A 13,156-nucleotide genomic window follows, 5' to 3' on the forward strand; every position below is an offset into this window, starting at 1 on the left:
CTTATCTCAGCAGACTCGCCGGGTCCGCGCGACGCAGGCTGCGCACGGCCGCCAGGCCGGACACGATCGCTAGCGCCATGCTCAGTGTCAGGCATGCCAAGGCCGTCAGTGGGCGCATTTCCATCGGCACGCTGCGATTGCGCGCGATCACCAGCAGGATCGCGCCGATCACCACACTGCATACCAAGCCCAACGCTCCGACCCAGAAAGCCTGCTCCATCACTACTTTGCGCAGCGAACCGCGGCCCACGCCAAGCGCATTCAAGGTGGCGTACTCGCGGATCGAGCCGATCACCGCGGCGATCAGCGTCTGGCTGGTGATTACCGCGCCGACCAGGAATACGATGCCGGCCAGGAACAGCACGCCCGCGCCGGCGCCGGTGTCGAGCATCCAATACAGCTGCGAAGTGCGCGCGAACGAGTTGGCCGTCCAGACGGTATACGGGCCGAATGTGTTCGATCCGTTCAAACGCGCTGCAACGACTTTGGGTTTGGCGCCATGGCGCAGCTTGGCCACGAAGTAGGTCATCATGCCGGCATCATCCGGTGCGACGTCCAGCACGCGCGCGGTTTCCAGCGAGGCGACGATATTCACGCCACCCAGCGCGCGCAGGCCGCTGCTTACGCCGACCACGCGTACGCGCTGGCCATTGATGGCCGCGGTGTCGCCGATGCTCACGCCGAGGCTGTCCAGATCCGCCTTGTCCACGATCACCGCGCCCGGTTCGTTCAAGCGTGCGCGCAAGGCAAGGGGCAGGGCGCGCGAGAACATCATGCCGTCGGCGCGCGGATCGATGCCGGACACGAATACCGACACGCCGCCGGTATCGTGCGGACCGCGCCAGTCCGCATCCACCCAGCGGAAGGGCTCCACCTTCACCACGTCCGGATCCATGCGCAGACGCATCGCTACGTCCTCGTTGATGGGGCGGCCGAGATTCACGCTTTGCGTGCCCGGATAACCCGCCCACAGATCGGCGGACGAGCCAGTGATGTACACGCTCGCGCTGCCGAAGATGCCCAGCACCAAGGCAGCCTGCAGCAGTTGCAGCAGGCTGGCGAAACCCACCGCGAGAATCGCGGGCAGGAAACGGCGCCATTCGTAGATCAGGGTCTTGCGAGCGAGCGCCACCATCACTGCGTCTCTTTCTTGTTGCCGAGCGCCTTGTAGTCAGCGGCAACATTGACCGGCGGCTGCGGTGCGCCGCCCAAGGCCTTGTACAGCGATACGTACGCGAGATCGCGTTCTGCGCGTGCGGAGGCCAGTTCGAGCTGCGCGTTCTGCTGGGCGATCAAGGCATCCTGCACGTCCAGCGTGCTGGCCAGACCGAGGTTGCGGCGCTGGCCCAGCGCGGAAGCATTGTGGTCGAGAGCCTGCGCCGCCTGTTCGGCAGAGGTCTCACGCATATGCGCCTGCTGCAGGTCGCCCATCGCGGTTTCGGCTTCGGCTACGCCTTGCAGCACGGCCTGCCGGTAGGCGTATACCGAAGCCCGCAGCTCATGGCGCTTGGAACGCGCCTGCGCTACGCGCATGCCCCAATCGAACAGCGGCACGTCCATCACCGGGCCAGCCGAAAAAATGCCGTCGCCGGAGCGGATGAATGTGTGATGGCTGAGCAGGTTCGCCGACCAGTCCAGCGAGCTACCCAGCCCGATATGCGGATAGACCGCCGCGCGGCTGATGCCTGCTTCACCCGCTGCGCGCAGCACGTCAGCCTCGGCGGCGGCGATTTCAGGGCGCGTGCGCAACAGATCGGCGGGCGCGCTGGTCATCTGCCAGTCGCCCAGTTGCGGCTGCGTGCCGTCTGCTTGCAGCCACGCTGGATCGGGTTCGCTCTGGCCGAGCAGCACTGCCAACTGCTGTGCGTTGGCGTTGATGGCGCGTTGCGGATCGGTCAGCGCCATGTCCGCACGAGCCAGCTCTGCTTGTGCCGTGGAAACCTCGGTGGGGGAGGTGAGTTTCAAACGCTCGCGCACCTGAAGCAGGCTCAGTTTTTCGCGATTCGCATCGCGCACGGCAGTCAGCAGCCTGGCCTGGTTTTGCGCGGTGCGCAGAGCGATCCAGCAACGTGCCACCTCGGCCACCAGGGTGACGTAGGTACCCTGCAATTGCGCTTGCGCCGCGTCGAGCTTGCCGGCGGCAAGCCGGTTCGTGCTCTTGAGCGCGCCGAAGAACGGCAATTCCCACAGCGCATCGAAGCCGACGATGAAATACGAAGCGCTGGCATCGGGCTGGATCACCTGGTTGGTGTCGAAGCGCAGACTGGGCAGATATTGGTCGTTGCGGTGCCGATACAGCGTACGCACGGCCAGCAGGCGCTCGGAGGCTGCCTTCACGTCCAGGTTGTGGGCCAGCGCGCGCTGCACTAACGCGTTCAGCTCGGGATCGTTGAAGGCCTGCCACCAGCTGTGCAGATCCGGCTGCGCGGCGTTGGGGCTGGCCGTGGGCGCGTTGCGCCAAGCCTGCGGCACTGGCGGCTTCAGGGCGGGCAGCGGTGCTGCCGTGCAACCGGCCAGCACTGTCAGTACCAGCGCAGAAAGCAGGCTCAGCCCGGCTGTCAGTGAGCGGGCGGCAGGAAGGGCATGGCGCGGTAAGGGATGGTGCACGAGCTGAAAACCGTCGAAGAAGGCGTGCAAACGCTAAGCATAGCCGGTCAAGCTCAGGTTTGGCTTACGCCTACATGCCCATTGTTCCAAAAGGGGAAAGAGAGCTGATCAACGGAAAGGGGCCCGAAAGGGGATGCTTGCCAAGATGCCCTCTCACTAGTGTTGGGAGTGGCGTGTGACTGCCTGGAACATCCTCTGCGACTTCGACGGAACCATCTCCGTCGAGGACGTGATCGACTCGCTGCTGGATCGTTTCGGCCGTACCGGCTGGGAAGCGTTGGAGCAGGACTGGCGCGCTGGCCGCATCGGCTCGCGCGAATGCATGAGCGGACAAGTGGCCCTGCTCGATGTGAGCGGCGAGCAACTGGACGAGCATCTGGACGGCCTGTGGATCGACCATGCCTTTCCGGCTTTCGTGACGCGCGCGTCGCAACTGGGTGCGCCGATCCGCATCGTGAGCGACGGCCTGGACTACGCCATCCACCGCATTCTTGGACGCTACGGTTTGGATAATCTCCCGCTCGCCGCCAATCACCTAGCGCCGGGCACGCCGCCGCGCCAGTGGCAGCTCACCTCGCCGTTCCAGAGCGAAGGCTGCCGCAGCGGCACCTGCAAATGCGCGTGCGTTGAGCAGGCGCGCGCGGGCGGCAAGAAGACCTTGCTGATCGGCGATGGCGCCTCGGATTTTTGTGCGGCCGATCAGGTGGACTTCGTGTTCGCCAAGCATCGCCTGATCGAACACTGCCGCGCCGCTGGCATTCCCTATGTACCGATCACCGGTTTCGAGGATGCGCTGGAACTGCTGCCGCGCCTGCTGGATGGTAGCTTGCTGACCGAGCACGAGCCGCGAGTGTTGCCGGCTGTTTCGAATTTTTAGTCCAGTAGCCGCGCATTCTTCGCGATGTTTGATTTTCCGCGTCGTCATTCCCGCGTGAGTGGGAGTCCATGTTGCTCTTGCGCAAGGCCAAGATGGATTGACCAGCTTCGCTGTTGTGAAGCACCTCGGCCTTCGCCGGAATGACGGCAAGACAAGGTTGAACATCGTCGCCAAGCGATACCCCTTTTCACTCCATTCTCTTTTTCTCCTTCGATGAACACATACGATCCCAACGCTGCCTCCTACGTCATTCCTGACGACGAACTTCTTGCCGACGAAGCCCAATACAGCTCCTTCGGCGACACCGTGCATTACGTCGACCCTCCGAAGATCTTCCGCCACGGCGAAGGTAGCTGGATGTACGACACCGCTGGTGTGCCGTTCCTCGATCTGCAAATGTGGTATTCGGCCGTTAACTTCGGCTACGGCAACAAGCGTCTGAATGACACGCTGAAGCGCCAGATCGACGTGCTGCCGCAGGTCGCCAGCCAGTATCTGCATCAGACCCGCATCGAGCTGGCCAAGACGATCGCCGTCGACGCGCAGAAGAAGTTCGGCCTGAAGGGTCGCGTGCACTTCAATGTGGGCGGTGCGCAGGCGGTGGAGGATTCGCTCAAGCTGGTGCGCAACTACAAGAACGGCAAGAGCCTCATGTTCGCCTTCGAAGGCGGTTATCACGGCCGCACGCTAGGCGCTTCGTCGATTACGTCCAGCTATCGTTATCGCCGCCGCTTCGGCCATTTCGGCGAGCGCGCGATGTTCATTCCGTTCCCGTATCCGTTCCGTCGCCCGAAAGGCATGACGCCGGAAGAGTATTCCGATCATTGCGTGCGCCAGTTCGAGCGCCTGTTCGAAACCGAATACAACGGCGTGTGGGATCCCAAGGTCAACCAGGCCGAATACGCTGCCTTCTACGTGGAACCGATTCAGGGCACCGGCGGCTACGTCGTGCCGCCGCGCAACTTCTTCAAGGATCTGAAGAAGGTGCTGGATAAATACGGCATCCTGATGGTGGTGGACGAAATCCAGATGGGTTTCTGGCGTACCGGCAAGCTGTGGTCGATCGAGCATTTCGGCGTCACGCCCGACATCATTGTGTTCGGCAAGGCGCTTACCAACGGCTTGAATCCGCTTTCCGGCCTGTGGGCGCGCGAGGAAATGATCAACCCGACCATCTTCCCGCCGGGCTCCACGCACTCCACCTTCAATTCCAACCCGCTCGGCACGTCGCTGGGTCTGGAAGTGATCAAGATGGGCTACGAGCTGGATTACGAAAAGACCGTGCCTGAGAAAGGCGCCTACTTCCTGGAAGCGCTGAAAGATCTGCAAAAGCGCCACAAGGAAATCGGAGATGTCGACGGTCTAGGTTTGGCGCTGCGCGCCGAAATCTGCACTGACGATGGCTTCACGCCGAACAGGGCACTCTTGGACAAGATGGTCGACATCGGCCTCGCTGGGGATCTGAACCACAACGGCAAGAAGATCGGCCTCGTGCTCGACGTGGGCGGCTGGTACAAGAACGTGATCACGTTCGCACCGTCGCTGGATATCAGCTACGAGGAAATCGATCTGGCCGTGGTGCTGCTCGACCAGCTGCTGACGAAAGCGAAGAAGGCGATGTAAGGCTTATCTCCGCCTCTCCTCTTTGGGGAGAGGCTGGATGAGGGGCCAACCTCGCGCAAAGTTTCCGAACAGATTTCTTTGTCGATGTTCCCATGCAGGGGAAGCTGACAAACACGGCGGCGCTTTGCGTCGCCTTTTTTTATTCGAAGCTTGGCGCGTAGGCTGGGATGACAATCCCGGTTACGATTTTCATGCGTCGTGCGACGAGGGGAAAACAACCTCCACGCGCAGACCGTGTCCATGGCTACCACTGCGATAACGCACGCGCGCGTTATGCCATTCCGCAATGCGCTGCACGATCGCAAGCCCTAAACCGCTGCCTTGCTCTTCGCTACCGGGCACGCGAAAAAAACGCTCGCCCAGACGTTCGATCCATGCCGGCGGTACGCCGGGCCCGTTGTCTTCTACAGCGAGGCAGATATGGTTGTCTTCGCGGGCGAGCGATATCGTCATCAGGCTGTCGCGGCCCGCGTAGCGCAGGCCGTTGTCGATAAGGTTATCCAGCATTTCCTGCAGGCGGTGGCGATCGCCTTCGATCCATAGCGGGCCGGCGGGGCCTTCGTAGCCCAGGTCGATATCCGTGGCCAGTGCTTCATGCACGCGCTGACCCACCAGTTCCGGAATGATCGTGGCGAGATTGAGCCGTTCGGTATCGCCGATTTCGTGTTCGGCCGTCTGCGCACGCGTGAGCGCGAGCAATTGGCTGGAGGTGCGATTGGCGCGCAGGATCAGCCGCTGGATATGGTTCAGCGCGTCCTTGATCGTGGCTGGATCGGAGCTGGCCTGCGCGCGCTCCGCGTGCACACTCAAGCCCGCTAATGGCGTACGTAGTTGATGCGCGGCGTCGGCGATGAAGCGCTCATGCAGCGCCAACATGCTCCGCAATCGAGCGAAAAGGCCGTCGATGGTGCGCGTGAGCGGCAGGATTTCCACCGGCACTTCGGCATCGCCGATCGGCGCCAGATCGTGTTCGCGGTTGGCTAGCTGGTTGGTGAGTGGTTCGAGCTGGCGTAGCCCTGTGCTTACGCCCAGCCACACCAATAGAAATGCCGCGATGATCAGCAGCGCCTGCGCGGGAATGCTGAGCAGCAAAATCTGCCGTGCTTCCAGATGCCGATCACGCAAGGTTTCGGCGATGGTCACTTCAAGCTGATCGCCGTTCTCGCGGGGATTGGGCATTTGAATGCTGGCCGCGCGCATCGCGTGCCTTTCGATCTGCACGTTGTAAAGCTGCGGCCTGTTGCCGTCGATGAAGAGGCCGCCCGGCGGTTTCAATCCAGGATTGCCGGCGACCAGGCCATGACGTGCGCTAAACACGCTGAAGTAATTGCGGCCTTCCGGTTCGTACTCGAGCAGAAACTGCGCCTGCGGCGAAACGGCACCATCCGGGCTTTTGGTGGCCATCATCTGCACCAGCGTCAGCGTATCGTCCACCAGGTTCACGTCATGCACGTGGTTGGCGTAGATCAGCGCGCCGATGTAGGTGATCAGGCTATTCAACAGCAGCAGCGCCGTAAGCGGTACCAGCAGCGTGGTCAGCAGTCGCCTGCGCAGGCTCTGGCGGCCGTTGCGCCAACGCACGCGCTGACTCATGCCTGCTTGACCTCTTCCAGCAGATAGCCCAGTCCGCGGATGGTGCGCACCTGCGTGCCGGAATCGGTGAGCTTGCGGCGCAGGCGGTAGATGGCGATGTCCAGACCGTTGTCGGTGAGCTCCTGATCCCAACTGCACAACGCTTCGATGAGCTGCGCACGGCTGGTGACGCGGTCGGGACGTGCGGCCAGCGCTTCGAGCAGGCCGAATTCGCGCGCGGTGAGTTCCAGCGGCTTGTCATCCACCCAGGCGCGATGGCCGGGCAGATCCAGGCGCAGGCGCCCCAGGCTGATTTCCGGCGCACCTTGCGTGGTGTAGCGGCGCAGCAAGGCGCGCACGCGCGCTTCGAATTCGGCCAGTGCGAAAGGTTTCACCAGATAATCGTCCGCACCCAGATCCAGCACGCGCACACGTTCGCGCAACCCTTCGCGCGCCGTGATCACGAGCACCGGCAGCCCGCTGCCGCGTTTGCGCACGCGTTGCAGCACTTCGCTGCCATCCAACCCCGGTAGGCCCAGGTCGAGCACCAGCAGGTCGTACGGGGTGTCTTTCAACGCGGCATCGGCACGCACGCCGTCGCCGACATGATCGACCGCATGGCCACCCTGGCGCAGCGCCGCGCTGACGCCGGCGGCAATGGAGGGATCGTCTTCGGCAATCAGGATACGCATGGTGGATGGGCTCCGTCAGGCGTGGGGTGTTGCAGTATTTCCATGGTTTTCAGTGAGTTCCGCTTGATGTGACCAGATGGTGGCAGCTTAGCTGCTTGTGATGGGATTCGCACAGGTGTGCTTGAGTTCCATGCCATGACCTTCCGTTTGGCGTAACAGGGACATTCGCCTCACCGTCATGCGTTGCAGCAAGACTAACCATGGGTTGATCGTGACCTCTGGCTGATGCCCTAATCAGCCTGCTTGCCTCAGGCTCGATCATCACCGCAAGGGGAGACAGCAAGATGAGCTTTGCAACCAACAGATGCGGGCCATGGCTGGCCGCATGCGTGATGCTGTGGTCATGCCAGGCGATGGCGCAGACCACGGCGACTCCACAGCCAGCCGACGCGGCATCGGCCGCGGCGACGCAAGAAATTCCTTTCGCACCTGCGCACGACACCATCATCACTACGCAGAGCGCGTCGAATGCCTGGGGCGGCGAACGCACCGGCAACGAGTCGACGCTTTCCGATCGCGTGGTGAGCTACACCATCGATGCCGATTTGGATGCCGCCAAGCACGCGGTTACCGGCAAGGAACACATGACCTGGCGCAATCGCAGCGACCACGAAGTGCACAGCGTCTATTTCCATCTTTATCTCAATGCATTCCAGAACGAAGGCAGCACGTTCTTCACCGAGCGCAAGGTGTTGGATCCCAACGGCCAGAGCCGTGGCAGCGCGGAGCTGGAGAAAGGGCAGTGGGGCTGGATTCGACTGCAGAGCGTGCAGCAGAGTGGCGCACCGCTGAAGTGGAGCTTTGTGCATCCCGATGGCGGTCCGGATACCGATCAGACGGTAGTGCGCATCGACCTGGCGCAGCCGGTGCCGCCGGGCGGCACCCTAGCACTGGATATCGATTTTCTCAGCCAGTTGCCGCGCGTCGTGGAACGCACCGGATGGTGGGGCGACTTCAACCTGATCGGCCAGTGGTTTCCCAAGATCGGCATACTGGAGCTGCCCGGCGAACGCGGCGCAACGGCAGTGCGCTGGAACGTGCATGAGTTCCATTTCAGCAGCGAGTTCTTTGCAGACTTCGGCCTGTACGACGTGCATCTGACGGTGCCTAGCGATTACACCGTCGGCGCGGTCGGCAAACTGCAGGGCACGCCGGAGCAGAAGAACGGCAAGACCACCTATCACTTCGTGCAGGGCGACGTGCACGATTTCGCATGGGTCGCCGCCAAAGGCTTCAAGACACTGGATGGCAGCTACGAAGGGCCGGGCAGTCCGAAAGTGGCGGTACGCGTGATCTATCCGGCGGAATACGAAGCCAGCGCCGCGCCGAGCTTGAAGTCAAGCGTCGATGCTATCGGTTATTTCTCGCGAACCTTGGGGGCCTATCCGTATGAAACGTTGACGGTGGTCATTCCGCCTTACAACGCGACAGAAGCGGGTGGCATGGAATATCCGACGTTCTTTACATCGGAGGGGTTCAAGAAAGTCGAGCCCGACACCGTGGCTCAGATGTTCAGTGATTTCGTGAACATCCACGAATTCGGCCACGGCTATTTCTACGGCATTCTCGCTTCCAACGAATTCGAGGAGCCGATGCTGGATGAAGGGCTCAACGAATACTGGGACAACCGCATGCTGCGCGAGCGCAAGCAGGACCTAGTGCTAGCCACGCCATTTACCAAGTCGCTTGGCATCACGCCGCATATCGGCGGTTTCGCGTTCGAACGCATGACCGCCACGCTACATCACCCGGCCGATCCGCTGGCGCAAAACAGCTGGGATCGCCTTTCCAGCGAGAGCTATGGCACGGTGTATTCGCGCACAGCCACGGCCATGCACGATCTGGAAGAACGCCTTGGCCGGCCGGCACTGGAGAAGGCTTTCCGTCTTTACTATCAGCGTTGGCGCTTCCGTCATCCTTCGGTGGCCGATCTGCGCGCTGCGTTGATCGATAGCTCCGGCGACGCCAAGGACGTGGATGCCATCTTCAACCAATACGTCTACGGCACTGCCTTCATTGACGACAAGGTGGCCCACATCGACAACTATGAAGCGCTGCCGCAGGCCGGTGTCACCTGGAAGGATGGCAAACAGACCGAGGTTGTCGCCTCGGATCTGGACGAGCAGATCGACAAGAAGCGTAGCGACTGGGACAAGGCGCACCCGAATGCAAAGCCTGGTGCGCCGGGCCCGTATCCGTGGCATAGCACCATCACCGTGCGCCGCGATGGCGTATCCGCGCCGGAACTGTTGCGTGTGACGTTCGAGGACGGCTCGCACGAAGACATTACATGGAACGATGATCGCCGCTGGGCGCGTTTCGATTTCATCAAGCCGAGCAAAGCCATATCGGCGGAACTCGATCCAGATCGGCATAATCTGCTGGATCGCGACCGGTTCAACAACAGCCTGACCACCAAGCCGAACGGTGCGGCTTCACGCCGCTGGACGGTCGATGCGGCGGCGGCGTTGCAGGCTTTCTATTCCTTACTGGCTACCATGTGAGGGCCGCTGACATGTCTCGTTCCGCATCTGTGTTCTCCAGCATGCGCGCCGCCGTGCAATGGCGCCTGCTGCTGCTGTGGTTGTTGATCATGCTGATTCCGGCGGCGCTGGTTGCGCTGCCGCTGTGGCGCATGCTGGGCGGTTTGCTCGATACATCCGTGCATTCGGTCGAATGGGCGCAGGGTTTCAGCGACATCATGTTCAGCGACGTGATCGCCGGCCTCTTCGATCATCCGCAATGGCTCATCACCGATATGGCCATCGCACAAGCCTCGACCTTGCTGCTGTCGCCGTTTCTGGCCGGCATGATCGTGGGCAGTGGGCGGGCAGGACGTGTGCTCGGTTTTGGCGCACTCCTGCAGAACGGCTTTATTGAATATGGCCGCATGTTCCGCCTGTTGCTGTGGTCGCTGATTCCCTATGGGGTGGTAATCGGCGTAGGGATGCTGGGCGCGCATCTGATCGACAAGCACATGGAGCAGGCCGTGCTGGAATCGCAGGTGGATTCCATGCATAACATCGTGCATGTCGTCTTGCTGGTCGTGCTCGTGCTGATGCAATCGATCGTGGAGTCGGCGCGTGCGGCGTTCATAGCCGATACCACGTTGCGCTCGGCGACACGCGCACTGTGGCGCGGCATCAAGCAGTTGTTCCGGCGGCCGGTGAAGACGTTGGTGTTCTATTTGGTGGTGACGCTGGTCGGACTTGTGCTGGCGTCGCTGTTCGGCATGCTGCGCATTCACGTGACGCCAGTGGGTCTGGTTGGCGTTGTAATGGCCTTGCTGCTGAGTCAGCTCATCGTGCTTGCGTTCGGCTGGATGCGTGCGGCGCGACTGTTTGCACTGGCGGACGTGGCGCGTGATGTGGTGCCGGGTGCGCGTGTGCGGGCGTGATGCTTAGTCGTAGGTTGGGGTGAGCGCAAGCGAACCCCAACGTTGCCATGCGCATATCGATGTTGGAGTTCGGCTACGCCTCACTCCAACCTACGCACTCGTAGTGTTCGATCTTGCCCGATCGTCATTCCGGCCTACGCCGGAACGGCAGCGGCGCAGTAATGAGGTGTCGCGGAGGCCTATGCGCTTGGCAGAGAAGCCAATAAGTTCACCAACACCAACTCCCCACCACCTTCAATGCACACCCGCTCTCCAGGCTGCGCTTTGATCCACAGATTCGCGCCAGCAGCGAGTTCGACATGTTCACCATCGGCGTGGACGTCCGCGCGACCGCCGAGCATATGCACGAACCAGCACCATGATTCGCGTGCCGGCAGCCACATGCTGCCATTCAATGGTCGTGCAATCAGCTCGCCTTGCGCATCGCTGCGCAGCATCAGATTGAATGCGCGGGTTGCCCCTTCCGGCAGCGTGGCGTGCGGTGCGTCGGCACCGTCAAAGTGAGTGACCTGCAAACGCAGTAGTGAACGCTCGTGCTTATCGCTGAAACGCAGTTGCACGGTTGCATCCAGCGCAACGAATTGTCGGCGTGTATCGGGAAGAGGGGAAAAGTCGCACGCCTTGGTGATGTCGGCGATGCTCAATCGCCATTGCCAATCCGCATCCGGCCCACTGGCGATGACAGTCGTGGTGCCAGCGCCGTTGGCCCATGCCTGCGTACGCAGAGCATCGTTGGGCACTAGGCGCAATCGGCTCATGCGAAGGCGTGGCGACGGAAGTTGCGATGCGGCGGGTAATAGGCGAATACGTGATTGTCGCTGCCGAAGAAATCGATGTCTTCGATATGTTCGCCGCCAAGGCGTTCGGCCACGCGGTCGGAGGCTTCATTGCCCACGCGCACCAGGCTGATCACGCGCTGCAGGTTTAGCTGATTCCAGGCGTAGTCCAGGATGGCGATGCCCGCTTCGGTGGCGTAGCCGTGGTGGCGATGATCGGGCTTGAGCATCCAGCCCATTTCCACGTCCGGCCAGCCTTCCGGATGCAACAAGCCGGCGCGGCCGATGAATTCGCCGGTGGCTTTCAGTTCCAACGCCCACATGCCATAGCCGCGCAGCTGCCAGTGGCCGATCAGCATGGCCAGCGAGCGCCAGGCGTTGGTGCGGTCGAGCGGCAGGCCGTCACCGATCCAGCGCGTGCTTTCCGCGTCGGCCAGCATGGCGGCGTAGTCGTTGAAGTGGCGTTCGGTCAGCGCCGTCAGGCGAAGACGATCCGTTTGGATGGTGGGAATGTCGATCATTGCCGATCAGTCGCTAGGCTTGCGCTATCCAACACTCTGGCCAGGGCGCGGGTGGTGGTCATCAGGCTCTCGTCCCAGGGCAGACCGATGATTTTCTCACCGGTGGCGGTATCGATAAAGTCCTCGGCCTGGCCGGGGGGCAGAATGTGCCGGTAATCCACGGTGATCTCGGTGCCGGCCGGCAGGTCGCGCAGCGCGAAGACGAAGCCGAGGTGCCACAGGCCGGTCGGGTCGAAGCTGTGGTTGATGTAGCACTCGTCAGGCCATTCCGGCGACAGCGTGTAGCGGTCTTCGAACCAGCGGGCGCTGGCGTACATTTGCTCGGGTTTGGCGCGCAGTTCGTCCAACGGGTACGTGCGCTCGATAGCGTCGGGTGCGGTGATGATGCGCCCCGCGTCGACATCTTCTTCCAGGAACAACCCCTTGCCAGCGCCACTGATGGCGGAGGCATCGATACGGTAGCGCGGAAGAATCATGTTGGCGGTTGCGATGGTGGATGTGATTTCAGCGCCGCGGAGTGTAGCGCAAGCGGTGCGCGACGATACGGTCCGCGCGGGACCGTATCGGGCAACGGGTTCGGGTCAGTCTTCAGCGGCCTCTTCCTTGGCCGGCTTGGACTTCTTGGCGTGCTTGGGCTTGGCCGCTGCGTCCGCTTCGGCCTTGGCGCCTTCGCCGCTGAGCAGGATGGCGTCATGGTTGCGCTCGAGCGTGGCCGCGCCGATGCCCTTGACCTGGGTGAGGTCGTTCGCGCTCTTGAACGGGCCGTGCTCGTCACGGAAGGCGACGATGGCCTTGGCCTTGGCGAGGCCGATGCCGTCCAGCGACTTGGCAATGGTTTCGGCGTCCGCCGTGTTGATGTTGACCGGCGTGGCAGCAAAAGCGGGTAGTGCAAGTGCCAGCGTCAGGCCGGCCACGGCGATGAGTTTCTTCAGCATGAAGGGTTTCTCCCTGGGTGAATGTGAGCGGCGTGTCCTCGCCGCCATGTCACTTTGCGCCGCCGTCGGTGCAGCAGCACAGTCGGTGGAGTGCGTGTACGGAAGGTTGATTTGCACCAATGTTGGTGTCAGTCAGGCGCAACTAAGGTTGTGAGC

Annotated in this window: 12 protein-coding genes; 4 read left to right on the top strand and 8 right to left on the bottom strand. The window is 62.0% G+C overall.

What is annotated here, in order from left to right; all coding sequences use genetic code 11:
* Nucleotide 1: 1 nt before the first annotated feature.
* Together ISP18_RS06270 and ISP18_RS06275 are read right to left on the bottom strand one after the other, a co-directional pair.
* Complete coding sequence (locus ISP18_RS06270; RefSeq protein ID WP_380008181.1) at nucleotides 2-1,135, bottom strand: ABC transporter permease; 1,134 nt, start codon at nucleotides 1,133-1,135, stop codon at nucleotides 2-4.
* The gene (locus ISP18_RS06275; protein WP_380008184.1) at nucleotides 1,135-2,607 is read right to left on the bottom strand and encodes an efflux transporter outer membrane subunit; all 1,473 of its coding nucleotides are present in this window, start codon (nucleotides 2,605-2,607) and stop codon (nucleotides 1,135-1,137) included. The genes ISP18_RS06270 and ISP18_RS06275 overlap by 1 nt, the downstream gene beginning before the upstream one ends.
* Nucleotides 2,608-2,782: 175 nt before the next feature.
* On the opposite strand from ISP18_RS06275, the gene ISP18_RS06280 reads away from it, so the two are divergent.
* Both ISP18_RS06280 and ISP18_RS06285 read left to right on the top strand, forming a co-directional pair.
* Entirely contained in the window at nucleotides 2,783-3,484 is a 702-nt protein-coding gene (locus ISP18_RS06280) for an MtnX-like HAD-IB family phosphatase (RefSeq protein ID WP_380008187.1), read from the top strand.
* Nucleotides 3,485-3,697: 213 nt separating this feature from the next.
* The gene (locus tag ISP18_RS06285) at nucleotides 3,698-5,107 is read left to right on the top strand and encodes an aspartate aminotransferase family protein (RefSeq protein WP_380008190.1); all 1,410 of its coding nucleotides are present in this window, start codon (nucleotides 3,698-3,700) and stop codon (nucleotides 5,105-5,107) included.
* Nucleotides 5,108-5,296: 189 nt separating this feature from the next.
* On the opposite strand, the gene ISP18_RS06290 is transcribed toward ISP18_RS06285, so the two are convergent.
* Nucleotides 5,297-6,700 carry a sensor histidine kinase gene (locus ISP18_RS06290; RefSeq protein WP_380008193.1) on the bottom strand — a complete coding sequence of 468 codons (1,404 nt, stop codon included), beginning with the start codon at nucleotides 6,698-6,700 and terminating at the stop codon, nucleotides 5,297-5,299.
* On the bottom strand, nucleotides 6,697-7,371 hold the full coding sequence (locus ISP18_RS06295) for a response regulator (protein WP_380008197.1): 675 nt from the start codon (nucleotides 7,369-7,371) through the stop codon (nucleotides 6,697-6,699). The genes ISP18_RS06290 and ISP18_RS06295 overlap by 4 nt, the downstream gene beginning before the upstream one ends.
* A 284-nt stretch (nucleotides 7,372-7,655) precedes the next feature.
* On the opposite strand from ISP18_RS06295, the gene ISP18_RS06300 reads away from it, so the two are divergent.
* On the top strand, nucleotides 7,656-9,875 hold the full coding sequence (locus ISP18_RS06300; RefSeq protein WP_380008200.1) for a M1 family metallopeptidase: 2,220 nt from the start codon (nucleotides 7,656-7,658) through the stop codon (nucleotides 9,873-9,875).
* Nucleotides 9,876-9,886: 11 nt separating this feature from the next.
* Complete coding sequence (locus ISP18_RS06305; RefSeq protein WP_380008202.1) at nucleotides 9,887-10,768, top strand: hypothetical protein; 882 nt, start codon at nucleotides 9,887-9,889, stop codon at nucleotides 10,766-10,768.
* 179 nt (nucleotides 10,769-10,947) lie between these two features.
* Here ISP18_RS06305 and ISP18_RS06310 read toward each other — a convergent pair whose 3' ends face one another.
* The 4 genes from ISP18_RS06310 to ISP18_RS06325 form a co-directional block, all read right to left on the bottom strand.
* Nucleotides 10,948-11,526 carry a HutD/Ves family protein gene (locus ISP18_RS06310; RefSeq protein WP_380008205.1) on the bottom strand — a complete coding sequence of 193 codons (579 nt, stop codon included), beginning with the start codon at nucleotides 11,524-11,526 and terminating at the stop codon, nucleotides 10,948-10,950.
* Nucleotides 11,523-12,065 (bottom strand): GNAT family N-acetyltransferase, encoded by a 543-nt coding sequence (locus tag ISP18_RS06315; RefSeq protein WP_380008207.1) that lies wholly within the window; start codon nucleotides 12,063-12,065, stop codon nucleotides 11,523-11,525. Before ISP18_RS06315 ends, ISP18_RS06310 begins: the two co-directional genes overlap by 4 nt.
* The gene (locus ISP18_RS06320) at nucleotides 12,062-12,541 is read right to left on the bottom strand and encodes an SET domain-containing protein-lysine N-methyltransferase (RefSeq protein ID WP_380008210.1); all 480 of its coding nucleotides are present in this window, start codon (nucleotides 12,539-12,541) and stop codon (nucleotides 12,062-12,064) included. The genes ISP18_RS06315 and ISP18_RS06320 overlap by 4 nt, the downstream gene beginning before the upstream one ends.
* Before the next feature lie 105 nt (nucleotides 12,542-12,646).
* Nucleotides 12,647-13,000 (bottom strand): ComEA family DNA-binding protein, encoded by a 354-nt coding sequence (locus ISP18_RS06325; RefSeq protein ID WP_380008213.1) that lies wholly within the window; start codon nucleotides 12,998-13,000, stop codon nucleotides 12,647-12,649.
* Nucleotides 13,001-13,156: the final 156 nt, after the last annotated feature.

The sequence above is a fragment of the Dyella humi genome (assembly GCF_044904605.1).
GTDB classification, from domain to species: domain Bacteria; phylum Pseudomonadota; class Gammaproteobacteria; order Xanthomonadales; family Rhodanobacteraceae; genus Dyella_B; species Dyella_B humi.